Source organism: Buttiauxella ferragutiae (genome assembly GCF_022637515.1).
GTDB classification, from domain to species: Bacteria; Pseudomonadota; Gammaproteobacteria; order Enterobacterales; family Enterobacteriaceae; genus Buttiauxella; species Buttiauxella ferragutiae.
Map to the genome: position 1 here is coordinate 1990968 of NZ_CP093332.1, position 20992 is coordinate 2011959.

The 20992-nt window shown below is 46.7% G+C and carries 32 protein-coding genes and 6 pseudogenes; 29 read left to right on the forward strand and 9 right to left on the reverse strand.

What is annotated here, in order from left to right:
- Nucleotide 1: 1 nt before the first annotated feature.
- A complete protein-coding gene (locus MNO13_RS09080) occupies nucleotides 2–532 on the forward strand; it encodes a contact-dependent growth inhibition system immunity protein (protein WP_232887484.1) in 531 nt (176 codons plus the stop codon).
- Nucleotides 533–641: 109 nt separating this feature from the next.
- On the forward strand, nucleotides 642–2273 hold the full coding sequence (locus tag MNO13_RS09085) for a VENN motif pre-toxin domain-containing protein (protein WP_241939835.1): 1632 nt from the start codon (nucleotides 642–644) through the stop codon (nucleotides 2271–2273).
- 293 nt (nucleotides 2274–2566) lie between these two features.
- Here MNO13_RS09085 and MNO13_RS09090 read toward each other — a convergent pair whose 3' ends face one another.
- Nucleotides 2567–2728, reverse strand: coding sequence for a SymE family type I addiction module toxin (locus MNO13_RS09090; RefSeq protein WP_232887500.1), 162 nt, complete (start codon nucleotides 2726–2728; stop codon nucleotides 2567–2569).
- 249 nt (nucleotides 2729–2977) lie between these two features.
- Between MNO13_RS09090 and MNO13_RS09100 the strand changes: the two are divergent.
- Nucleotides 2978–3898 (forward strand): annotated as a pseudogene (locus tag MNO13_RS09100) (cytidine deaminase-like fold-containing protein); the annotation flags it as partial.
- Nucleotides 3899–3902: 4 nt separating this feature from the next.
- A complete protein-coding gene (locus tag MNO13_RS09105) occupies nucleotides 3903–4298 on the forward strand; it encodes a DUF6911 family protein (protein ID WP_232887514.1) in 396 nt (131 codons plus the stop codon).
- Between the two features lie 55 nt (nucleotides 4299–4353).
- On the opposite strand, the pseudogene MNO13_RS09110 reads toward MNO13_RS09105, so the two are convergent.
- Nucleotides 4354–4578, reverse strand: a pseudogene (locus MNO13_RS09110) (SymE family type I addiction module toxin); the annotation flags it as partial.
- Nucleotides 4579–4758: 180 nt separating this feature from the next.
- Between MNO13_RS09110 and MNO13_RS09115 the strand changes: the two are divergent.
- The 8 genes from MNO13_RS09115 (at nucleotide 4759) to MNO13_RS09150 (ending at nucleotide 9015) form a co-directional block, all read left to right on the forward strand.
- Nucleotides 4759–5415 carry a hypothetical protein gene (locus MNO13_RS09115; protein ID WP_232887512.1) on the forward strand — a complete coding sequence of 219 codons (657 nt, stop codon included), beginning with the start codon at nucleotides 4759–4761 and terminating at the stop codon, nucleotides 5413–5415.
- A complete protein-coding gene (locus tag MNO13_RS09120; protein WP_232887511.1) occupies nucleotides 5412–5678 on the forward strand; it encodes a hypothetical protein in 267 nt (88 codons plus the stop codon). The genes MNO13_RS09115 and MNO13_RS09120 overlap by 4 nt, the downstream gene beginning before the upstream one ends.
- Before the next feature lie 37 nt (nucleotides 5679–5715).
- Entirely contained in the window at nucleotides 5716–6252 is a 537-nt protein-coding gene (locus MNO13_RS09125; protein ID WP_232887510.1) for a hypothetical protein, read from the forward strand.
- Nucleotides 6253–6262: 10 nt separating this feature from the next.
- Nucleotides 6263–6793, forward strand: a complete 531-nt coding sequence (locus tag MNO13_RS09130) for a polymorphic toxin type 25 domain-containing protein (protein ID WP_241939837.1) — start codon at nucleotides 6263–6265, stop codon at nucleotides 6791–6793.
- Nucleotides 6790–7233: a hypothetical protein gene (locus MNO13_RS09135; RefSeq protein WP_232887551.1), complete on the forward strand. Its 444-nt coding sequence runs from the start codon at nucleotides 6790–6792 to the stop codon at nucleotides 7231–7233. The genes MNO13_RS09130 and MNO13_RS09135 overlap by 4 nt, the downstream gene beginning before the upstream one ends.
- 2 nt (nucleotides 7234–7235) lie before the next feature.
- The gene (locus tag MNO13_RS09140; RefSeq protein WP_232887531.1) at nucleotides 7236–8153 is read left to right on the forward strand and encodes an endonuclease toxin domain-containing protein; all 918 of its coding nucleotides are present in this window, start codon (nucleotides 7236–7238) and stop codon (nucleotides 8151–8153) included.
- Nucleotides 8153–8653 carry a contact-dependent growth inhibition system immunity protein gene (locus MNO13_RS09145; protein ID WP_232887530.1) on the forward strand — a complete coding sequence of 167 codons (501 nt, stop codon included), beginning with the start codon at nucleotides 8153–8155 and terminating at the stop codon, nucleotides 8651–8653. Before MNO13_RS09140 ends, MNO13_RS09145 begins: the two co-directional genes overlap by 1 nt.
- A gap of 113 nt (nucleotides 8654–8766) precedes the next feature.
- Nucleotides 8767–9015, forward strand: coding sequence for a hypothetical protein (locus MNO13_RS09150; RefSeq protein ID WP_241939838.1), 249 nt, complete (start codon nucleotides 8767–8769; stop codon nucleotides 9013–9015).
- Between the two features lie 41 nt (nucleotides 9016–9056).
- Here MNO13_RS09150 and MNO13_RS09155 read toward each other — a convergent pair whose 3' ends face one another.
- On the reverse strand, nucleotides 9057–9158 hold the full coding sequence (locus MNO13_RS09155; RefSeq protein WP_232887532.1) for a type I toxin-antitoxin system SymE family toxin: 102 nt from the start codon (nucleotides 9156–9158) through the stop codon (nucleotides 9057–9059).
- Between the two features lie 185 nt (nucleotides 9159–9343).
- Between MNO13_RS09155 and MNO13_RS09160 the strand changes: the two genes are divergently transcribed.
- Nucleotides 9344–9970, forward strand: coding sequence for a hypothetical protein (locus MNO13_RS09160; RefSeq protein ID WP_241939839.1), 627 nt, complete (start codon nucleotides 9344–9346; stop codon nucleotides 9968–9970).
- Nucleotides 9971–10476: 506 nt separating this feature from the next.
- Nucleotides 10477–10683 carry a hypothetical protein gene (locus MNO13_RS09165; protein ID WP_217218842.1) on the forward strand — a complete coding sequence of 69 codons (207 nt, stop codon included), beginning with the start codon at nucleotides 10477–10479 and terminating at the stop codon, nucleotides 10681–10683.
- Between the two features lie 41 nt (nucleotides 10684–10724).
- On the opposite strand, the gene MNO13_RS24380 is transcribed toward MNO13_RS09165, so the two are convergent.
- Nucleotides 10725–10889, reverse strand: coding sequence for a SymE family type I addiction module toxin (locus tag MNO13_RS24380; RefSeq protein WP_338423836.1), 165 nt, complete (start codon nucleotides 10887–10889; stop codon nucleotides 10725–10727).
- Between the two features lie 219 nt (nucleotides 10890–11108).
- On the opposite strand from MNO13_RS24380, the gene MNO13_RS09170 reads away from it, so the two are divergent.
- The 5 genes and pseudogenes from MNO13_RS09170 (at nucleotide 11109) to MNO13_RS09190 (ending at nucleotide 12960) form a co-directional block, all read left to right on the forward strand.
- Nucleotides 11109–11474 (forward strand): NucA/NucB deoxyribonuclease domain-containing protein, encoded by a 366-nt coding sequence (locus tag MNO13_RS09170; protein WP_232887539.1) that lies wholly within the window; start codon nucleotides 11109–11111, stop codon nucleotides 11472–11474.
- Nucleotides 11474–12109 (forward strand): SMI1/KNR4 family protein, encoded by a 636-nt coding sequence (locus tag MNO13_RS09175; protein ID WP_232887540.1) that lies wholly within the window; start codon nucleotides 11474–11476, stop codon nucleotides 12107–12109. Before MNO13_RS09170 ends, MNO13_RS09175 begins: the two co-directional genes overlap by 1 nt.
- 88 nt (nucleotides 12110–12197) lie before the next feature.
- Nucleotides 12198–12377: pseudogene (locus tag MNO13_RS09180) on the forward strand (site-specific tyrosine recombinase XerC); the annotation flags it as partial.
- A 32-nt stretch (nucleotides 12378–12409) separates the two neighbouring features.
- Nucleotides 12410–12670 carry a type II toxin-antitoxin system ParD family antitoxin gene (locus MNO13_RS09185; RefSeq protein WP_241939823.1) on the forward strand — a complete coding sequence of 87 codons (261 nt, stop codon included), beginning with the start codon at nucleotides 12410–12412 and terminating at the stop codon, nucleotides 12668–12670.
- A complete protein-coding gene (locus MNO13_RS09190; RefSeq protein ID WP_241939840.1) occupies nucleotides 12670–12960 on the forward strand; it encodes a type II toxin-antitoxin system RelE/ParE family toxin in 291 nt (96 codons plus the stop codon). Before MNO13_RS09185 ends, MNO13_RS09190 begins: the two co-directional genes overlap by 1 nt.
- Nucleotides 12961–13042: 82 nt before the next feature.
- On the opposite strand, the gene MNO13_RS24335 is transcribed toward MNO13_RS09190, so the two are convergent.
- Complete coding sequence (locus tag MNO13_RS24335) at nucleotides 13043–13177, reverse strand: hypothetical protein (RefSeq protein ID WP_277881152.1); 135 nt, start codon at nucleotides 13175–13177, stop codon at nucleotides 13043–13045.
- 107 nt (nucleotides 13178–13284) lie between these two features.
- Here MNO13_RS24335 and MNO13_RS09195 point away from each other — a divergent pair, with 107 nt between their 5' ends.
- The 7 genes and pseudogenes from MNO13_RS09195 (at nucleotide 13285) to MNO13_RS09225 (ending at nucleotide 17065) form a co-directional block, all read left to right on the forward strand.
- Complete coding sequence (locus MNO13_RS09195) at nucleotides 13285–13440, forward strand: hypothetical protein (protein WP_241939825.1); 156 nt, start codon at nucleotides 13285–13287, stop codon at nucleotides 13438–13440.
- 45 nt (nucleotides 13441–13485) lie between these two features.
- Nucleotides 13486–13740 (forward strand): annotated as a pseudogene (locus tag MNO13_RS24475) (VENN motif pre-toxin domain-containing protein); the annotation flags it as partial.
- 515 nt (nucleotides 13741–14255) lie between these two features.
- Entirely contained in the window at nucleotides 14256–14714 is a 459-nt protein-coding gene (locus tag MNO13_RS09205; protein ID WP_241939842.1) for a hypothetical protein, read from the forward strand.
- 404 nt (nucleotides 14715–15118) lie between these two features.
- Entirely contained in the window at nucleotides 15119–15622 is a 504-nt protein-coding gene (locus MNO13_RS09210) for a hypothetical protein (protein WP_241939843.1), read from the forward strand.
- Entirely contained in the window at nucleotides 15619–15966 is a 348-nt protein-coding gene (locus MNO13_RS09215; RefSeq protein WP_241939844.1) for a hypothetical protein, read from the forward strand. Before MNO13_RS09210 ends, MNO13_RS09215 begins: the two co-directional genes overlap by 4 nt.
- Nucleotides 15967–16273: 307 nt before the next feature.
- Nucleotides 16274–16367 (forward strand): annotated as a pseudogene (locus tag MNO13_RS24585) (adhesin); the annotation flags it as partial.
- Between the two features lie 323 nt (nucleotides 16368–16690).
- Nucleotides 16691–17065 (forward strand): hypothetical protein, encoded by a 375-nt coding sequence (locus MNO13_RS09225; RefSeq protein ID WP_232887498.1) that lies wholly within the window; start codon nucleotides 16691–16693, stop codon nucleotides 17063–17065.
- Between the two features lie 48 nt (nucleotides 17066–17113).
- On the opposite strand, the pseudogene MNO13_RS09230 reads toward MNO13_RS09225, so the two are convergent.
- Nucleotides 17114–17245 (reverse strand): annotated as a pseudogene (locus tag MNO13_RS09230) (endoribonuclease SymE); the annotation flags it as partial.
- A gap of 48 nt (nucleotides 17246–17293) precedes the next feature.
- Here MNO13_RS09230 and MNO13_RS24480 point away from each other — a divergent pair.
- From MNO13_RS24480 to MNO13_RS24490, 3 genes are all read left to right on the forward strand, one after another.
- Entirely contained in the window at nucleotides 17294–17383 is a 90-nt protein-coding gene (locus MNO13_RS24480; protein WP_422387217.1) for a cytidine deaminase-like fold-containing protein, read from the forward strand.
- Nucleotides 17384–17560: 177 nt separating this feature from the next.
- Entirely contained in the window at nucleotides 17561–17737 is a 177-nt protein-coding gene (locus MNO13_RS24485; protein ID WP_422387209.1) for a DUF6911 family protein, read from the forward strand.
- A complete protein-coding gene (locus MNO13_RS24490) occupies nucleotides 17697–17792 on the forward strand; it encodes a DUF6911 family protein (protein ID WP_422387210.1) in 96 nt (31 codons plus the stop codon). Before MNO13_RS24485 ends, MNO13_RS24490 begins: the two co-directional genes overlap by 41 nt.
- A gap of 427 nt (nucleotides 17793–18219) precedes the next feature.
- Here MNO13_RS24490 and tnpC read toward each other — a convergent pair whose 3' ends face one another.
- The 3 genes from tnpC to tnpA are packed head-to-tail and all read right to left on the reverse strand — an operon-like array spanning nucleotide 18220 to nucleotide 20523.
- The gene (gene tnpC, locus MNO13_RS09235; RefSeq protein WP_422387218.1) at nucleotides 18220–19794 is read right to left on the reverse strand and encodes an IS66 family transposase; all 1575 of its coding nucleotides are present in this window, start codon (nucleotides 19792–19794) and stop codon (nucleotides 18220–18222) included.
- Nucleotides 19795–19844: 50 nt separating this feature from the next.
- Nucleotides 19845–20207 (reverse strand): IS66 family insertion sequence element accessory protein TnpB, encoded by a 363-nt coding sequence (gene tnpB / locus MNO13_RS09240; RefSeq protein WP_241939847.1) that lies wholly within the window; start codon nucleotides 20205–20207, stop codon nucleotides 19845–19847.
- Nucleotides 20194–20523 carry an IS66 family insertion sequence element accessory protein TnpA gene (gene tnpA / locus MNO13_RS09245; protein WP_232887538.1) on the reverse strand — a complete coding sequence of 110 codons (330 nt, stop codon included), beginning with the start codon at nucleotides 20521–20523 and terminating at the stop codon, nucleotides 20194–20196. Before tnpA ends, tnpB begins: the two co-directional genes overlap by 14 nt.
- Nucleotides 20524–20992: the final 469 nt, after the last annotated feature.

Here is a 20992-nt window from a genome sequence, read left to right on the forward strand (position 1 = left end):
TATGAATGATATTGTAAAAAGTGCATGGGCTTCGGTCAAAATGAATGCGGATTTTATCTGTGTCGAAACTTATTCGGGTTATAGAAGCAACCAATATGATCCACAAGGTGTTCAGCACTTAAGCCCTCCAGATGTGGGTGATAAAGAGTTGGGTGAGATGGTCAAGGATGCGTTAGCACACAGCCGTTTTGTCTTGTCGGCTCCGCGTACAGATGTCTGGATACATCCAGAAGTGACGTTCGATAGTGAACTGTATGACTACAAAGCGACAGCCGAGCGCTATGCCGAGTGGATCAGAAAGCTTATGGATCGTTATGGGTATAAAACCAAACGAGCCTTGTTCAAGGATATGAAAAGCTGTGAAATCCGTTGTGCAAATGAGGTCATTACTATCACTCCCTCTTGGCATGAAAAGTTGGAAATGTGGAGCGGTGACCGGATCAGCGATGTAGATCATGTGATCTTGTCAATGGACAGCCCCTCTGCTGAAATCGGTGCTGGGCTAAGGCTGGCGCTAAATCGCTGTAAGTAACAGTACAAGAACCCCAGCTTCGGCTGGGGTTGTCGTTTTTAGGCATTGAAAATAGTCAGTGTTCGTTGCTTCACCTCGATCCTGCCCGGTGCAGTTAAACGGTGCGGTGATGAGCTCAACGGCAGACGCCAGCAAAAACAAACTGGACACCGGCACGCTGGGCTTCAGCAATATCGACAACCACGCGGAATACAGCGTAGAGCACCAGAGCGCGGGCATCAGTACGGCGGGCAGTATCGGCAGCCAGTTCCTGGGTAACGCGGCCAGTACATTACTGGTGGGGGCAAGCGGTAAGGGGAGCACGGCCTCCGCCACGAAATCGGCGGTCAGCGCGGGTCGTATCACTGTCCGGGACAAAGACCAGCAGACGCAGAATATCGCTGACCTGAGCGAGGATGTGGCACATGCCAACCCGGGTCTGGATGTTATTTTTGACAAGGAGAAAGAGCAGAACCGCCTGAAAGAAGCGCAGATGACAGGGGAAATCGGCAATCAGGTGATGGATATCGCGAAGACGCAGGGCGATATTGCTGACGCGAAGGCGCAGAAAGATCCGAAAGCCAGGGAGGACGCGAAGAAGGCCCTTGCCAGGCAAGGTGTCCGGCATCCGACAGACAAACAAATCAGCGAACAGGTCAGCGCGACGGCGACGGCCCCTTACGGCCCGGGCAGCGACCTGCAGCGAGGGCTTCAGGCGGCGACAGCGGCGGTTCAGGGGCTGGGTGGCGGTGATATGGCGAAGGCGATTGCGGGTGGCCTGAGCCCGTATATGGCAGAACTTATCCACAATCAGACAACGAGTCCGGACGGTACGGTCAACAAAACCGCCAACGCCATGGCCCACGCAGTGTGGGGAGCCATCGCCGCCCGGGCCAGCGGCAACAGTGCTCTTGCCGGAGCAGGCGGAGCCGTCAGTGGTGAATTGATGGCACGCACAATTGGGGGGATACTGTATCCGGACGTGAAGCCGGAAAACATGACCGGGGAACAGAAGCAAACCCTGTCGGTCCTGGGTACCCTGGCCGCCGGGCTGGCAGGCGGGTTAGCCGGTGACAGTTCAGCGAATGCCGTGGCGGGAGCACAGGCCGGGAAGAATGCGGTTGAGAATAACTCTCTCAGCTTCGGAACTAGCATGGATAGTATCGGTGCAGCTAATGCATCGTGGAGCCAGTACGCGGTAGACAATAACTTGACACCAGAAGAAACACAGGCCGGACTGGATAAAATAGCAAAAGGTGATATGCCAGAGAGTACCAACATCACGAAAGTAATAGTGGATGGCTATAAAGATGGTGTGTTAATTGCGGGGGCTGCTTATTTAGGCCCGGCAGCGTCAGCAGGTAAAGTTGTGGGTGGTATAGTAATAGCTGAAGCGGCTAATGGTACTTATCAATGGTTCGATCTGAGTAAACCTGATAATGAAAATAAGACTTGGGATTACTTGGGGAGCGCTTCAGCGGGTATCACTGGTGCATTAGCTCCTGGCCGGAATATATGGCAAAACGCGGGGATTGCGGCAGGTGGAACCTTATTTACTGATGGGCCAGATAAAGGTGCCTTAACTGGTGCCGGAGCTGGCTGGGCATTTGGTACAGTAGCGGGTTTAGTTGCACCTCCTTTATTTGACCCTGTCTTAGGGGCAGGTTCTGCTCCTGTAGGTGATATCATTGGGTCAATAGGCGGTGAGTTTATAAGTAATGCAATTAAGGATGAGGTTCATAAAAATGAAAAGAAAAAATAAACCCACAATTTGGTTACTGTTCCTAAGCATTGTTTACATGTTTGTTTGCTGCATAGTTTTTTTCTCTCTGGCTTTGATAGTTGTGAAATTAGTTATCAGCCATAGTGTGAGTATTGAGCAATCGGATATTAAAAATATTCTAATAGTAAGTGGTATTGCAGGAACAGCTGCGGCTCTTAGATCGTGGATTTTCGCCAAAATAGACGAACGAAAAGCCCGAAAATCCACCCCGTCGGATCCTGAGTAAGCTTATCAATCCCGCCCTTAGTCGGCGGGATCTTTTTACCTGACTTTCAGCTCCACTTCCCGACAGATGCCTTCTTAGCCATGATCATCTCTATAAAATCAGTGATCTGCCGCTGCTTGCGGATCGGGAGCTTACAGACCTTCTTCAGCGTCTGCATGATCTCCGGCTCTGGCGGCGGTGCAGGTAATGGCTCCTGGACGGTGAGCATCAGGCAGCCCGGCATCACGCGGATCTTCAGTGGTGTACCTGTTGTAAACCCCGCATCTTCCAGCTAGTCGACCTTAAGTGTGGTTGTTGTGGTTGCTCTTTAACAGCGTTGGGGAAAGTGGCTTACAGGGTGCAAAAGTGCACGTCGGGGGTTGTGCGTCCGACCATCAGAATGCACAGGCGGAAATGGCCTGCAATATACTGATAGAACTGGGAAAGTTAGTGTTCGCTGGCTGACTTCGCAATGGATAAAGTTGTTGTGGAGAATAACTTCCTGAGTGTGTCTGAAAAGACAGAGCTTGAACTGGCGAAGCTTAAACTCAACAGTAAAGACCCGGTTGAACGCGAGAAGGCGCAGCAAACTGTTAATGAACTGCGTGAAAAAGATATCACCAGTGACCAGAAGGTCATTGATGCGTGTGGTAACGGAAATGCCGGAAGTGCGGCGTGTGCCGGAGCAAGGCTTGAGGTTATCGCAGCTAAAGGTGAGTACGAGAACACCGGTAACTACAACTCGAAAGCCAGCCAGCAATACGGAGATGCTTATGGTCAGATAGTGAACCTGCTGAATATCACCAGCGTTGATGCACAGAATCAGCAGCAGGTGAAGGATGCGATGGTGAACTATTTTATGGTCACTAAAGGTGTTGATCGCAAAACCGCAGAGGGTTACGCCGAAACGAAGCAAGGTATGGATATTATTGTTGCTTCGGTTACTCCGGTTCTTGGAGCGGCAGCGGCGAAACAACTTGGCAAGATTGTAGATGCGAATCTGAAGGTTGTTGCGAAAGGTAATGTTGATGGAGCTAAATTCTCAGATACTAATCAGGGAGTAAGGCCTTCACAGTTAGCAGATTTTAATAAACCAACTCTGATTAACGATGTTGTACAAGCCAAGATAGATAAGCGCCCTGACAAAAACTATCCGAATGGAAATATGGGAACTGCTCATGCTGAAGTGGGGGTGATCCAGCAAGCCTTTGAGAAAGGTATGACTAATGATCGGAATATGTTGATGTCGGTGAGTGGTGAAAAAGTCTGCTCGTACTGTAGTTCTGACTTAGTGAAAATGGCTCAAAAATCGGGACTCAAATCACTAACAATTTATGAAGAAAAAAGTGGTGATGTGTTGTATTGGGAATCGGGAATGACTAAATTTACTCGGAAATAAGTATATGGAAAAAGAATTTGAAGCAGATTTTTACCTTTATGGTAAAAAATCGTTTACAAGAGTTCGTCGGCCTGAATGGAATGATGTCAAGGAATTATTGTTAAAGCTGAAAGATAAAGCCGGATCGGTGCGGCTGAATATATTGCCTGATCCTAGCATCGGTCCATCCCATCTTAATGTGTCGACTGATAATGGTTTTTATTTATTGACGTTACTGGAATATTCTAATGATGACTCAGATGTGCGCTCGTATTGGGACATGTCGTTGCCAGATGAGAAAATTCTGATTTATGGTGATTACTGGCCTGCTCGACAGTTAACAAAAGACTTTGATCTTGTTGTCAGGATCTTTAAAGAGTTCTTCGATACTGGCAACGTATCAACGGATGTTCTGAATTGATTGAGGAAATCCTGGCCACTTATGAGCCGGGATCTTTTTATCTGTCACTTAACTGTCAGCTCCACTTCCCGACAGGCGGCTTCTTAGCGGTGATCACCTCAATAAACTCAAGGATCTGTTGTTGCTTGCGGCCTGAGAGTTTAGTGACCTTCTTCAGCGTCTGCATGATCTCTGGCTCTGGCGGCAGTGTGGGTAACGGTTCCTGGGCGGTGAGGACCAGACAACCGGGCATCACGCGGATCTTCAGTGGTGTACCTGTTGTAAACCCCGCATCTTCCAGCTAGTCGCCCTTAAGTGTGGTTGTTGTGGTTGCTCTTTAACAGCGTTGGGGAAAGTGGCTTACAGGGTGCAAAAGTGCACGTCGGGGGTTGTGCGTTCGACCATCAAAATGCACAGGCGGAAATGGCCTGCAATATACTGATAGAACTGGGAAAGTTAGTGTTCGCTGGCTGACTTCGCAATGGAAAAAGTTGTTGTGGAGAATAATAACCTAAGTCTGCCATCCGGCATGATGAGTTCTGGTCAGGCTTCATCTACTTTGGGGCAATTTATGGCGCAAAATGGAGCGACTGCCGCAGAGATAGCACAGGCACAAAGTGACTTGGTTAAAGGAGTGGGAACTGGCGCACCACAACCCGCCAGTGAACTGGTGAAATCCTGGGCATTACTGATGAGTACCGCAGCGACGATGGGCACGGGTACGGCTGCGGGGATCAGTGGAATGGCAACTGGTGGGGTTATCGGTGGTGCGGCTAACGCCAGTACCCAACTGACGGTGAATGGTGATAAACCCTTTAGTTATACCGATGCACTCATCGCGATAGGAACCGGGGCATTAACACAAGGTAAAGGTGCAGTGGTTACGGGAGGTATCAGTGTCGGTGGCGCTTATGCAGGCAGCATGATCAAAGGTGAAGACCCAATTAATGCAATGATCGGCGCTGGGATTGGTGCGGGGGCAGGTAGTGGGGCTAGTAAGGTTGTCACTGACCAGCTCAAACCAATAATATCACATGGAGCAGCAGAAACGTTAGGTAACATAGGTGGTTCGCTTGCTAGTGAAATAGTTGGTAGCAAAGTTCAGGATAAACTTAATGAGTCTGGAGATAAAAAATGAAAATCCAGAACGTTGGAATAAAGTTTTTTACTGTTTTGATTGGTTATTGCGTTTTGATCCTCACTGGAGTCGCGCTATTAGCATGTCTATGTGCGGCACTTTTAGTTTTTCTTAAGAATGGATCGTTTATTTTTAGTTGGGAGGGGGATGTTATTTACTCAGTTAAAGCAGGTCTGGCCGCTGGCATCCCAGCAGGCATCGGCATCTGGTTTATGTCGTGGATGAAAGCCCGCAAAAAGAAGCAGCCTCCACCACAGGAATAGCTGTGTAGCAGCTTATTTTAACCACTAAGGAAGGGATATGCTAAGACTCTATAGGCGGATTCTGTTGTTGGTTATCATCAGCCTTACCTTATTCTGTTCTTTAAGGTCTGGGGCCGTTACCTTTGAAGAAATGTTGAAACTTGATGCAGCCTACACGGTGGGGAGTTTTATTGCTTGCCAAGCGGAGCTTGAAGGTAATGGTAGAGATCGGCAACCAATGCTCATAAAAGTACACGGACAGGTTACCGATAGAGCCGAAAATGTGACCCGCTATAATGTTCGTATACAATTTATCTCTAAGCAGACATCAAGTATTTCACTCACCCTGAGCTACCGACAGACTGTCACCTTGGAAGAGAATGGTCAGATAGTTCATATCGAGCCAGACAGTTTAACAGTATCAATGCCCGGAAGCTCTGCTATCAATGAGGGTATTGTCGCTAAAGTGTTTCGCGATCGGTTTGCTTCAGAGAAGAACCATGAGTCTTATAAGTCGACTGAAATTACCGACTTCCCATCCTATATAGTTAGAAAGCCAGACGAACCTCCTCTTTACTGTCATAAAGATAGTTGAGAATAATTCAATGTCTGGGCTTGTGCCGCCTCGCGTACAGCAGGATGCTTCTCTGGCGTTTGATCCGAGTCAGCAAGGAAAGAGCGCCGAAGAGGTCAGTGATGCAATTGATGCGTCACATTTGGGGCCTTCCTGGGGTACAGAGTATAAAGTTAAACCATATGTAAAAGGTGAAGTAGCCGGAGGCGCAGGGGCCGGTTATTATTTTGATACGAGTATAGACCCATACCAGATTTCAGCTAATCGTGGAGAAACATTAGCTGTCGGTGGACGCATCTCCGGGCAAATAGGGATTCAGTTTGGACCATATTTCCCTGGGACTATTGATTCCGAAAGAAATAGTTCCATAGGCTTAGGGGTTGGGGTCATTTCTAGCGAAATCTCTTATGGAAAAGATGGTTTTGGTTTTAGTTTCGGAGCGGGACCTGCATGGGGATGGAGCGGCGTGTCAACCAATGCTGTCGGTGAAAAAGTGGATATCAATGGTTCCTCTGGAACTGAATTCTATCATCATGACTTCGGCCAGGATAAAGCAAAATGAGCCCCGACATCATCACGATCACGTTATCAATGGCAATCTTTTTTATGTCATTCTATCACTATGCTAGAAGTAGCAAGATGACCCTTAACTCCCCAGTAGGTATGAACGAGTATTTTAGTGGCATATTCTTCCTCAGAAAAAGTTCCTTTAGTTTGTTTTTGGGGCGAGTAGCATTACTTATTGGATTCCCTCTGTCATATGCCCTTAAGTTTATCCGTGATGGTGAAGGTGCCGTTTACTTTCCATTGATTGTGATAACTTGGTTTATCGCGTTATATTTTTATAAGTATGCTAACCTTTTCAATATGGTAACTGAGGGACAGAAAGGTTTTTTTAGCATACTTCTAAAAGGAAAAACCTGTGGGTTGGCAGGTGCTTTATTATGGCTGCTCCGCGCTTTATATATTACATCAGTGATATATGTATTCTTGAATAGATAAGGTTGTCATCATTTAGAAATATTGTTGTTGAGAATAACTTCCTGAGCAGTACTCAGGCATTGGCCTTCGATAAGGAACTTTCTGACTGTCGGAAATCCGGTGGTGACTGCCAGTCGGTTATCGATAAATGGAAGAAAGTCAGTGATGAGCAAAGCGCCACAGTCGATGAACGACTGAAGGATGAGCCCTTAACTGCCGTTGGCTGGGATAAGGAAGTTGCTGAGGGCGGCTACGATATGACGGAGCGCCCCGACTGGCTGGGAAATATCGGCGCTGATGTTATGTCCAGTGACGAAGCTAAGATCTACGTTCAACAGTGGAATGGTCAGGATCTGGCGAAGATAGATCAAAACAGTCCGGAATGGATGAAGTATGCGGTATTCGCATCTGATCCGGAAAACCAGGCCATGTTGGTCAGTGGTGGATTGCTTGCAAAAGATATAACCAAAGCGGCGATATCGTTTATGAGCCGCAATACAGCAACGGCTACCGTCAGTGCCTCCGAGGTTGGAATACAGTGGGGTCAGGGAAATATGAAACAGGGTATGCCGTGGGAGGATTATGTTGGAGCTCCTTTGCCCTCAAGTGCTAGGCTGCCACAGAATTTTAAAACATTTGACTATTACGATGTGTCAACAAAAACAGCTGTGAGCGCCAAATCATTGGATACACAGACAATGGCGAAGCTGGCTAACCCTAATCAGGTTTACAGCTCGATCAAAGGAAATATTGATGCGGCTGCAAAATTTGACACATACACACTCTCACGAAAGACCATTGATTCTTCGATGATCTCTAATAGAGAGATTCAGCTTGCTGTTCCTGCTAATACAACTAAAAATCAGTGGACAGAAATAAACCGAGCCATTGAATATGGCAAGAATCAGGGTGTGACAGTTAAAGTGACACAGGTGAAATAATGAAATTTAATAAAAATCAGGATTACAGGGCTAGTTGTTACTATACCTCTGAATTTTTGCTTATTGAGACTCAATCAGGACTGGGTATGGTCGCTGCTGATCCTCTATTTCCTTCGCACTTATTACTACCGGATGCGAATAATCAGAGTATTGGTGAAGTTATTTTACAAGCGCTATCAGCTAGTCGGACATTAACGGTTGAAGAATGCGAGGCTTTCTTTGACCTTGAAAAAGCTAAGAAACAATATGCTGTCTGGATAGCTATGCTAATGGAAAAATATGGCTACAAAACCAAACGTGCAATGTTCAAGGATATGAAAAACTGTGGCATTCATTGTGTGAATGGTGTCATTACCATCTCACCAACACGTCATGAAAAATTGGAAGGTTGGGGCAGAACTAAAGGTGATGGCATTGAGGATGTTGTTCTCCCAGTAGAAAGCACCCCAGCCGAAATCGGTGCGGGCCTCCGGTTGGCATTAAGTCGCTGTAAAGGATAACTCGAAAACATCGTCCCTTGCGGGCGAAATTTTCTACTCAAAATTTGCTTAGTAACTATGCTCAGAAGATGTTTGATGAGTTAGGAATCAAGAATAGAGGGAAAAAGCTGTCAATGAATAGCCACATTAAACTAATAAAAATCATCGCTGACTTCTCTATATTCCTTGAGTTTACGAGCGAAGAGCAGTTGGATGCGGATACTGCTGTAGAGATGATGGAGCAAATGGCAGCAGAATTACAGCTACTAGACGCGGAGGACAGGCAAGATATTGCCATAGACTTATTAGCCATATCGGCAGAATATACTGGCGATAAAAGCGAGTTTGTGAAGGAATTACCCGAGTCGTTAGGACTAATTTAATAAAAAAGATCCCGGCCAAGTCGCCGGGATCTTTTTATCTGTTACTCAGCGGCTAACGGTCTGATCACCAGTTGCCCGTGTTCAACGGCTATGGTGAGCGGTGTACCCGTCCCAAACCTCGTCTCTTCCTGGCAGTCACCCATCAGGTGCAGGCTGGGCAAACGGGGCGCGAAAATGCACGTCGAGGCTTGTACGTTTGCACATCAGAATGCACTGGCAAAATTGTTTGTAACATACTGGCTTAATAGGTGAAAAATTATGTTCGCTGGCTAACTTCGCAACGGATAAAGTTGTTGTTGAGAATAACTCGCTCAGCTTCGGGACGGGCATGGACAATACTGTTGCGGTTAACGCTGTATGGAATCAGTATGCGGTGGACAATAATCTGACTCCGGAAGAAACACAGGCCGGACTCAATAGGATCGCGAAAGGCGATATGCCAGCAGGACAGGCCCCGGCAACTGGCTTAATAACGGCCTGGGGGGCAGGTGCTACGACGGTTGTAGCACCTGTTCTGTTGCCAGCTACAGCAACGGCGGGAAGTGTTATTGGAGCCGGTGTAATTGGTGGTTCGGCTAATGTATTTAATCAGTTGAACAGCGGAGGACCATTCAGTGCCACCGATGCGGTTATAGCCACGGGTATCAGCGGATTAACTCAGGGTAAAGGGTTCTGGTTTACTGAAGCTGCAAGCATCACTGGTGCGTATGCAGGGGCTAAGTTGCAGGGGAAAGATGCTACAGCCCCGATGATCGGAGCAGGCTTAGGAACCCTTGGAGGTGCCGCTATAGGAAAAGGTGTGGAACGACTGCAAACTACAACACCTCAGTTTAATATACCTAAACTTACAGGAGCTGTAGCTGAATCCGCAGGTTCTGAATACCTTGGAAATTCCGCACAGAATCTAGCTGAAAAAGTTCAGCAGAAATTGGAGAAAAAGAGTGATGAAAAATAAGAAGATTAAACTCTTATTATTATTGGTTACATCATGGATGGTTGGCCTTTTCATTATTCTTGTAGGTGGTCGGTTTCTTATATCTCTAGCATCCTATTTTTTAGTGGGTGATTTTGACTTTAACCGAAATGACCTAATTAGAGGCATTGAAATATCAATCGGATGCGGAGTGATTATTGGCGTGGGACAATGTGTCATGTCGAAAGAGAAACCTACCTCACCTTCAAATCCAAAGTGACATCCTCACATCCCGTCTACTGTTGGCGGGATTTTTTTGCCTGCGAGCATCACCTACGAATTTATTGCCCTCAAAAGAACAATTTGCTCAACATATTGAAAATGTGGTCAAGAATCCAACATCGACAAAAGAGCTAACCAATGGCAGATCTGCGTACTGGGATCAATCGAGTGGTACTGTTGTAATTCGTAATCCAAAAGCAGCAGATGGTGGCACAGCGTTTAGGCCAACAAATGGACGTGCGTATTTTGATAATCTGAGGTAATTCATGGAATTATTAGCAGTGATTAGGCAACAAGCAGACTTAAGACTTACAGAGGATGAGCTATTAATATTAAATTCGGCACTCAACGAGATCTGTAACGGTATATCTGTATCAGAGTTTGATACCAGAATCGGAGCAACGCGAGACGATGTAACATTGTTGCTTGAGAAAATAGGTCAGACTTTGGATGTAATAGCTACTTTAACGTGAAAGTAAAGATCCCGACGAAGTCGCCGGGATTTTTTTATCTGTCACTCAGCAGCCCGGATCACCAGTTGCCCGCGTTCCACGCCAATAGTAACTGGTGTATCCGTCCCAAATCCCGCCTCTTCCAGCCAGTCACCAATCAGGTAAACGGGTAAAACGGGGTGCGAAAATGCACTTCGGGGATTGTGCGTTCGCACATCAGAATGCACTGGTGAAAATTGGTTATAACCTGCTGACTGCATTAGAAAAAATGGCGTTTACTGGCTAACTTTGCAACGGATAAAATTGTTGTTGAGAATAACTCGCTCAGCGATGATGATGACGAGCACGACCGTGAAACCGGTAATCGTCCTATAAAGGTATACCGGCCTGGTTATACTGGTGCTTTGCTGGATGCGGATGGTAAACCGATCCCTGGTACTACAACAATGCCTGTACCTGGTGGTGTGCCAATCGGTGGTAGTAAGGTTATAACTATTAATAGAGATAAGTATCCAGAATCATCTAAACATATTGAAGATGCGCAGGCAGCAGGCCAGCCAACAGTTTTAACAATTGATCGTAGCGGTGCAGCACAACGGCGGCGGGATTCGTTGAAAGATACTTCCCCAGTGAAAGGAATGGATCGGGATGAATATCCGCCAGCAATGTTTAATGAGGGTGGTACAGGGTCTTCTGTCAGACCAATTAAGCCCTCTGATAATAGAGGTGCAGGCTCTTGCATCGGGGCACAATGCCGAAACTTACCAGATGGTACATCTGTCATTATAAAGACTGATGGAGGGAAACGATAATGGGACTTTTTGTAGAGAAATTATTGTCAATTTGTAGTGATGATTTGTCCTTAAATCGGGCACCGAAGAGTTGTATAGCTTTATGCAACTCGCCATTGGCTGGCGAACTAGAAAATCTATTAGCGAAAAAAAATGGTTTCTATGGGTTTGAGTCAGCCCTGCATGTTTTTCCATATGAAACGACTGATAAAGAAATCGGTTTGATGGACTGGAATGAAAAAACGCTCTGGATATCTTCCTATGAAAATATGGCTTTAGATGCATTTTTTTTTGCTGAGGATATTTTCGGCGGGCAGTTTTGCTTAAAAAATGATGGTGTTTATTCGTTTGATCCTGAAACTGGTGAATTTAATAAGCTAGCTGGAAGTATAAATGAATGGTGTGGAAATATACTATCTGAATATCAATTGCTTACGGGGTGTTCATTAGCGAATGCTTGGCAAAAAATAAATGGAGAACTTCCTGCAGGATATCGTTTAGTGCCAAAAATTCCATTCATTGCTGGCGGTCAATATGATCTTGATAATCTTTATTTAAGTAAGTCATATGAGTCATTAAAATCGAGAGCAAATATTGCATTGCAAATAAGAGATATTCCAGATGGAGGTAGTATTCAGATAGTAATAAAAGATTAAATAGAAATCCCGATCCTGATTGACGGGATTTTTTTGCTCCGCAATTTTTTCGGTAATTACTGAATCCATCCCGGCAGGCTATTTCACGATACAGGCGATGCTGGGTCACAGGAGTGTAGAGAGTACGCAGATCTACACGCAGGTGAGCATCAGTGCGCTGGCGGCAGTGCATGCTTCAACGCACCCGGCTGAGCAGGACAGGGGAGATAAAAGTGGTCAACAGGGAGAGCTTGACGGTAAGAGAGAAAAAGAAAATACTAACAGATAGTAATAAATAGTACACCAGTCAGGAGAACGGTTATGCCAACCAGTATCGCCCTCAGCCCTCACTTCGAGAGTTTTATCCGGAAACAAATAGAAAGTGGTCGCTATAACAATGTCAGTGAAGTTATCCGCGCCGGGTTACGTGAACTTGAAGAACAGGAACAGAACCGAAAGCTGGAAGCCCTTCGCGCTGCGGTAGCAGCCGGAATAAGCAGTGGTGAAGGGGTCCCTGCTGAAGAAGTGTTCCGGGAACTTCAGGCCAGATACCAGAGAATGGAAGACAACAGGCGGAAATAATGGCGTTAAGCTTATCGCCGCTGGCGATACAGGATATCGAATCCATCGGGGACTATATAGCGGACGATAATCCCGGTCGTGCAGTCAGCTTCATGAAAGAGCTTCATCTGCAATGTCAGCAGATAGGAGAAACGCCGACGCTGTATCGGCAGCGCCCTGAACTGGGTGAAACCATAAGATGTTGCCCTTATGGGCGCTACCTTATCTTGTTCTCTGAACAACAAAATAACGTCAGGATACAGCGTGTCCTGCACAGCGCCCGGGATGTCCCGCAGTTATCTCTTGACTGAAAGTTAGCGTTGTTCCCTTCTGTATGGTTGTCTGCCTCACCCACCTTCAGAGTCACCGGCGGTCACCCGTGTGGCCCGGTCGCTACATGTCCACCTCAGCAAGACAGTGTGGCTTGCTGCCGGTATAAGCATCCAGGTTACGTGCAGCAGCCCTCACTGACACCGTGCAGTCGCCGCCGTCCATGATGGTGGCACCGGTGGAGACGTCTACTCCCATAGCAGTCGCCGAAGCCTGTGAAGAAGGCAGTACTCATCCAGTTAACCCCCTGAATAATCCATAAAACCCACATTACCCATAAAGTGAGTATGAGTTATCATGTGTGCATGAAAAACCTGTTAACGCGTGTGATGAGCCAGTTACTGTACCTGGTGTTAATCGCGCGGGCGGTAGCGTGTTCGGGCGAAAAAGGCGCGTCGGGGCAAAAAGTTACGGTACCGGAAGTACAGCAGGGAAAAGTTGCTGTAACCAATGGAAAGTAAAGGGAAAAACCTGTTCCGATCCGGCAGGTCGCACTGGAAAGAGTTGTTGTTGAGAATAACCTGCTGGGTAAAGCACTGGTTGAGGGATGTGCCATTGCTGCACCATGTCGTAACAAGGTTGCAGAGCAACTACTGGAGATCGGCGCTAAAGCAGGGATCGTTGGGCTTGCCGGAGCGGCTCTCGAGGATGTTGCCGATAAGATGACATCTGATGAACTGGATCAACTTATCACTCTGAAAATGATGGGTAACGACGAGGTTACTGGAAAGTATCTCAACTCGCTTCAGGATAAGTATGCTCCTGCGCATACCGGTAGTGACCAGGTAGCGGAGTCAGGCCCAGGTAATACGGGCGGGAACCAATTACCGGCGCAAGGTCCAAATCATACCGGTAATAATGAACAGGTTGATACCGGGAGAAGTCACACTGGAAATACTGATGGCGTACCGAATACGGGTGGTAGCACAACGGTAACTCCAATCCCTGATGGGCCGAATAGCGATGATTTGACTTATTTGTCTGAAGATAATAAATATGTACCAAGCCCTAAACATGCGGCTGGAGGCTGGGGAACACCAATGGATCTAAGTGATTCTAAAGCCCAGGAAGTATTAAATAACTCCATACAAGGAGGTAAGCAGCTTTATGGGATATCTGATGGAAAACTTTATGAATTCCAACCAGATAATGTTGGCGGCTGGCATGGTTACCCTATTCCCGGTACAGAAGCACCTCCAAGAGTGTTACGTGAGTTCCTTGCTCGTGGGGATATAAGTAAGGCCGAGTATAATAAAATGGTTAAGGGTAAATAGTCATGAATAATCTGGAAATAACTTTATTAGACAATAATGAGCAGGCTGATGCTCAACTTATAAAATTATCGATCAATTCAAACGTGAACGCTGAGTCACTATTTACAGGAAGAGTAGACTTACGTTCATTAATTGACTGGCTTCTTGAAAAAGAAAGAGCGATAAGGGAAGATGATTTTCCAATTAATAATTTAAATGGTCATTCTTTGGCCGAGAATTCTTATTGTTTTTACGAGAGTGTAGATAGTGATAATGATGATGCTATTGATGCGATGTATAACTACCGAACATCGCACTGCTTGAGGTTTGCTTGTAGAGGAACCAACATACCTGACATTTATATTGGTAGAAATGAGGGGGAGTATGAAATTTCTAAATATACTCTCGATGAGGAATGGCGATACTTTTTTGACATAAATGACTTTTTCTCCAAAATTGAAAGGTATAAGTTTAGCTATTAGTTATTGAGAATAACTCGTTAAGCGGAGACAAGGCTCGGGCAGCGGTAAAAGAAAGTGCTGAACACTGGAAAGATCAGGTCAGAAATGCTTTAGGTGAAGGCACAACATCCTCTCTTGCCAATGGCATTATTAATGCGAGGATGCTCAGGCGGGATGAATACACCAGCATGGAATCGATATAGCGACCTGTTCCGACAATCCGAGTGGATCTGCATGTCAGAAAGCAATGAATGAACGTGGTGCCGTAGCGTTGACACTTGCTAGCGGAGAAATTAATCCTGTTAACGCTGCTGTTGCTGGTTGGGTGAATGTTGTTTCGATGTAAGTGAACAGTGAACTGGCTAACAGGGATTTTAAAAATTGATAACATTACAGTGTGTTTTTTATAATTAAAAGGAAAGTATATGAGATTATTGAAGTATGTTCTTATTTTTGTGATTTCGAATATTTCAGGGTGTAGCACTTTTTTCCCTGAACCGAAAACCTATGTGCCGCCAGTTAATAGTATTGATGTCGCAAAAATCAGGTTGATAGGTCCGCCAATGAGCTATGCGATCTATCCGAAAGACAGTAATGGAAAACAAACAGGTGGATGGGTTGAAAAACATAACCGTTATTTAAACCCATTCCTCGGCTCGACTAAAGATATAGGGCTTCCGAAAGTAACAGGGAAAATTTATAAAGATGATTATTTTGAAACATACCTCTCTCCGGACGTGGAAACATCAATTTATCATTCATTGTATCAAGGGTGTCATGTAAGTCTCGATTTCAAGCCTGCTAAAGCTAAAATTTATGAGGCACATATTAGTTATGGTGATAAAACGGGATACTGCGTCCTTTATTTAAAAGAAATTGTCATGGATAAAATCAATGGTGTTTATGTTGAAAAGGATATAGATAAATGAATTTTTCATATAAATTAATCATTTTAAGTCTTTCTTTGATAATTATTTCTTGTGCATCTAATATAGACAGAACAAAAGAAACAACGCTTGCTCAATATTCGGAGAAAGAGATCCAGGGTAAGCTGACTTCCCATGTAACCACACGACGAGATGTGCTGATTGCGTTTGGAGTTCCTGCACATCCTGCGGACTATAATAGTGCAGATAAGTGGTATTATCATTCGGAAAAACTTGATCGCCGTATTTATTTTTTGATCCCATTTATCAATGATCGTAACCAGAATCTGGTATTAAATTTTTCTGATAAAGGAGTATTAACAGATTACAGTTATACCGATAAATAACCGGATCATCCTGATGGCGGTAGCGTGCTCGGGCAAAAAAGGCTCGTCGGAGCAAAAAGCTGCCCGGGCCAAAATGCATCGAGAAAAAGTGACTATAACCTACTGATAGTAAGGGTAAAGTGCTGCTCTGGCGGCCAGCTTCGCACCGGAAAGAGTTGTTGTGGAGAATAATGCGCTGAGTGATGCATGCCCGAAAGGAAACCCGATGCTAATGGGTGCCTGTGGTGGTCCGGGGAATAATGTACTGGCCGGAGCAACCGGTGCGGCAATAGGTCTGGGTATCGCCGCCGGGATGTCGGGTAGTGACTCAGAGGCTGAAAAGCAACCAAATGCTGGCAAAGATCTGACGGATGCAGAGAAGGCCGAACTGGGTGGAACGGGATCTGGCACACCGGGCGGTTGGGGGCCGGAGGATGAGGAAAATGCTCGAAATAGCGATCGTCAGAACATAACAGTTGAAGATCTAACGTCAACATCATCAAAAGGGCAAGAAACTACGGGACGTTCGAAACTATTTGAGCGTATGGGTGGAAGTAACGCAGCCAATAAAGAGTTTGATGCTCTATCACCAAGTGACGTAAAAGATATCCCTAGTGGGAGAGTCGGAAAATTACCTGATGGCAGAACCGTCATTGTGCGTGAACGTAGTACAGATGGAAGGCCAACATTAGAAATCCAATCAGGTAAAAATAGGATCAAGTTTAGGTATGATGAGTGAGTGTATATGACTGAAAAATTGATAAAGATTGACTGCAATTACTCATTGTATAACAGTCAATTAGAAGGCATGAGATATTCATCTGGAACTCTCGAGTTAGTGTTAACTTCAGAGGGAACGAATAAGTTCAAAGTTGTGTTTGACTGGATTCATTCTTTTAGACTAACTGATGAAGGCGATTTGCTCAAAATGCAAGAAGAGCAGAATGGGGAAATGCTAACAGGTATCTATGTTGTAGATAAGTCTACTTATTTAGAATGGTTTACCGATCAAAGCATTGGTATTCATGATGGTGAGTCAATAACACACTACTTAATTGTTACCTCTAATGACGTCATTGATGTCTTATCTTCAGTCACTCCTTTGATATCTGTTTGCTAGTGAAGGTGATCCCGGCCACCGAGCCGGGGTCTTTTTACCTGTCAACCGTCAGCCCCACTTCCCGGCTGGCGGTCGCTTAGCAGTGATCACCTCGATAAACTCGAGGATCTGTTGTTGCTTGCGGCCCGAGAGCTTACAGACCTTCTTCAGCGTCTGCATGATCTCCGGCTCTGGCGGCGGTGCGGGTACTGTCGAGGTGATATTGCAGAAACTGCTGGTGCAAAATCAATCACCGTCTATGCTATTGATGATATAACCGGTTTGCCAAAAACATACACTTGGCAATCGGGTATGAAATCTATAAAGGAAATAAAATGAGTCTGGATATGGTGATTGGTTGCTTTAGCCTGACGTCTTCAGGTGACAGAGAGTAGATATCGCCTGTTGTGAGGCCTTCAGAAGAGAAGCTACTTGAGTTGTTAAAGTATATAAAGAATCGAACAGGTATATTGAGTATAAAAAAATAATGCACCCTCTGAAGTAGGTCCTTATCAATTGTCTTTATACTCACAAAATAATAATTACTTAATATTATTAAGTGAATTCGATATAGATGGTGAGCATATAGTAAGAACTTCAGTTAACCAGGAAGCACTTGATGGTTATGTTGATATTTTTGGTGAAATGCATAGTGCTACAAACTGTAATCGAAGACTTCGATCTCGTAATTAGGGCTTTTAAAGAATTTTGCGATACTGGAGATGTTTCAAAAACTCTTTTTAATTGACAGGAAACCTCAACTCGTAGGCGCTGAGGTTTTGTTTTATTGACTACTACAGATAGACGTATCCCACCGCAAAAAGCTCCGTTTAATTCACAGGGTCACCTGTATATTTTTATTGTAAAAATTACATAACATCTGATGACTGACAATCATAATGTTACTAATGCTTGGAAAATGTTTGATCGTAAGTAAGCATCCGGTGAACTCATATTGACGGAGCGGTTTTGAGCGAGGTGTGAGTTTCCTGCATACAGTTGTTGACGGGATAACGGGTCAGGACTGGCTTTACTGAGTACGGTGAACTCGCTCAGGGATGAACAGGACTACGCAGGTGATTATTACTCTCAAGGCCTCGTGATATCTGGCACTGCTGGATTGACTGTCTCCGGTTCGCGTTTCCCGACATCAGGTTTTTCGGCAGGACTGTCAGTTACTCACTGAACCTGTATGCCGGGAACGGCAGCAACTCCTGCAGCCGTCCTTCCGGTAATAACGGCAGTCGCTTCAGCACATCGTTCAGCCAGGCATGCGGTTCAAGACCATTCATCTTCGCGGTTTCCAGCAGACTCATGATTTTCGCTGCACGCTCACCCGCAGTTACTGAGCCTGCGAACAGCCAGTTGGAACGACCCATGACCACCGGCCTGATGGCCCGTTCGCAGCAGTTATTATCCAGTGGTAACGCGCCATCCTCCACGAAGCGGCTCAGCGTAAGCCGACGTTTCAGCGCGTAGGCGATCGCTTTACCCAGCCCGGAGCTCTCCGGGCACGCATCCTTCTGCTGCTCCAGCCATTGCCACAGTTTTTCCAGCACGGGTCGCGCATATCGTTGCCGCCACTGGCGGATCTTTTCTGTTGGCCTGTGCCGGATCGCCTTCTCCAGACGATACAACCCGGCGATCTGCCTGACCGCCATCGCCGCTCGCGGATCCTTGCTGGCTTTCCACAGTTCGGCGAAGTTTCTGCGGGCATGGGCCCAGCAACCGACAAGCGCGACCCCTTTGTTCTGCCCCGCCAGGGTTTCATACACCGGGTACCCGTCAACCACCAGGCTACCGGCCCATCCCTCAAGGTACTTCGCTGGATGCTCACAACCCCGTCCGGTCTGGCTGTCGAAGCAGACGATAGCGGGGCCACTTTTTTCACCACTGACGTAAGCCCACAGATAGCCGGAACGGGTTTTACAGCCTTTCTTCGTGTCCAGGATGCGCATTTTCGTCTCATCCGCATGCACCACCGGGCACCTCAGCAATGCCTCCCTCAACCGCTCTGCCAGCGGGGCCAGTGCGACGCCGGTCCTGCCCACCCAGTCCGCCATCGTACTGACCGGCAACTCAACATCCGCCCGGGCGAAGATATGCTGCTGGCGATGAAGCGGCTGGTAATCACGGTATTTGCTGACCACGACCTGTGCCACCAGGCTGGTTTCGGCCAGACCTTTAGGAATAAGCTGCGCGGGCATGTCGCCGGTGATCATCCGCTGGCAGCAGGTGCAGCTGTACTGCGGGCGAACGTACTGGTTCACCACGAAGCGCGCTGGGATATATTCCAGTTTCTCACTGATTTCATCGCGGATGACGCGAAGCGTACCCTGACAGTCCGGGCAGCTTTCGGTTGAGGCGGGTTTGATGGTTTTTGTGACTCTCGGAAGATGCGCTGGGAGCGGTTTTCGTACCGGGTGGGACGTCTGTGCTTTTTCTTCAGTATTATCCTGTTGCAGCAGTTTGCGGATCTGAGCTTCGGTTGCCGCGATATCGGCATCCAGATCCTCTTCGAAGAGCTGGCGCTGCAGACCTGCCATCGTTTCCGTTTTGCGGCCGAAGCGATGCTGACGCGCCAGTATCAGTGCCTCTTCCAGCAGATGGATACGTTGCTGGAGATCGGTGTTGTGCTGGCGGAGTTTCTCTTTTTCTGTGTTTTCAGACATCACGTTTTGCACCATGGCAAGAGCCATAGCGCGAAGTTGTTCGATGTCACTGGTGGTGGAGAGAAGCGAGATATCCATACCGATAATAATACTATTTTCAGCATGGATATTCACTCGTTTTCATGAGGTTACATGCAGGTTGCTGACGTTTCCCTGAAGACCCATTTTGCCAGGTCATGACCATTGAGTTGCTGCCAGTCAACGCCGGTGATCAGCCAGTTAAACTCGTCGGATGTCAGCGACCATGCAGTGTCGTTTGCCCGTGGCCAGCGGAAGTGACCTTTGTGCAGACGACGGACACACAACCAGACCCCGTGTTTATCCCAGCGCAGCACTTTGATTCGGGAGCGGGCTTTGTTGGTGAAGATGAAGGCGGCGCCTTCGTGCCACGATGATTTGAGCTCATCCTGAACATACTGCGTCAGTGTGTCGATGCCACGTCGCATATCCACGGGTTTCACGGCGAGAAAGACATTTTCAGGCGTTAGCATGTTTGAGCGCCCTGAAGACATCAGTGAGCTGAGTGGAGTGGCAGCTCATGCGAATGCCCCCGGGCAAAAACAGCATGACAGGATCGTTCACCCCCTGCGGCGGGTTTGCAGCAGGAGATTGAGTGGAGATATGTACGGGAAGCAGTCCTGACTCATTTGCCCTGCGTTCAGCTTTCGCGACATCCTGCGGCCATTCGCGCATGGAATTAAAAGAAATGGCGTGCAGTTCGCAATATTGCTGGCGGGTAAGGCCGCTGGCACGCCAGTTTTCGACGTGCTGTTTTTTCTCTTCAATGGACCAGCGTTTTTTTGGCATCGATTGATTCCGGTAGGTACGGTTAACTGATGCCGGTAATGCTAACTGACTGAAAATATCTGTGAAGATGAGTTCACCGGATGCTTACCAATAACTACGCGCATGCGCTTATCTACAGTGATGGCACTCTGTCTGTGGGCGGCCAACTGGCCAGTGATGGTGCCGTCACCGGGCAGGCCGGGGAAATTAACAACCACAGCGCCACGATGGAATCTGCCGGTGACACGCAGTTAAACGTTAAGCGTCTGAATAATATCAACGACCATTTTTCCACGGAGAGGGTGACGGTATCGGTGATTGATAAACTCCTGTACCAGTGGAAAGGCGTGACCTATGACACCGCAGATTACAAGGTGTCGCTTAACAAAGATGAGACCTGGATTATCTGCATTGAAGGTGTGACCTGCCATGACTCCGGAAGCGGGGATAACTTCAATGAGTACCGCTATACCGAAACGACGAAAGAGAC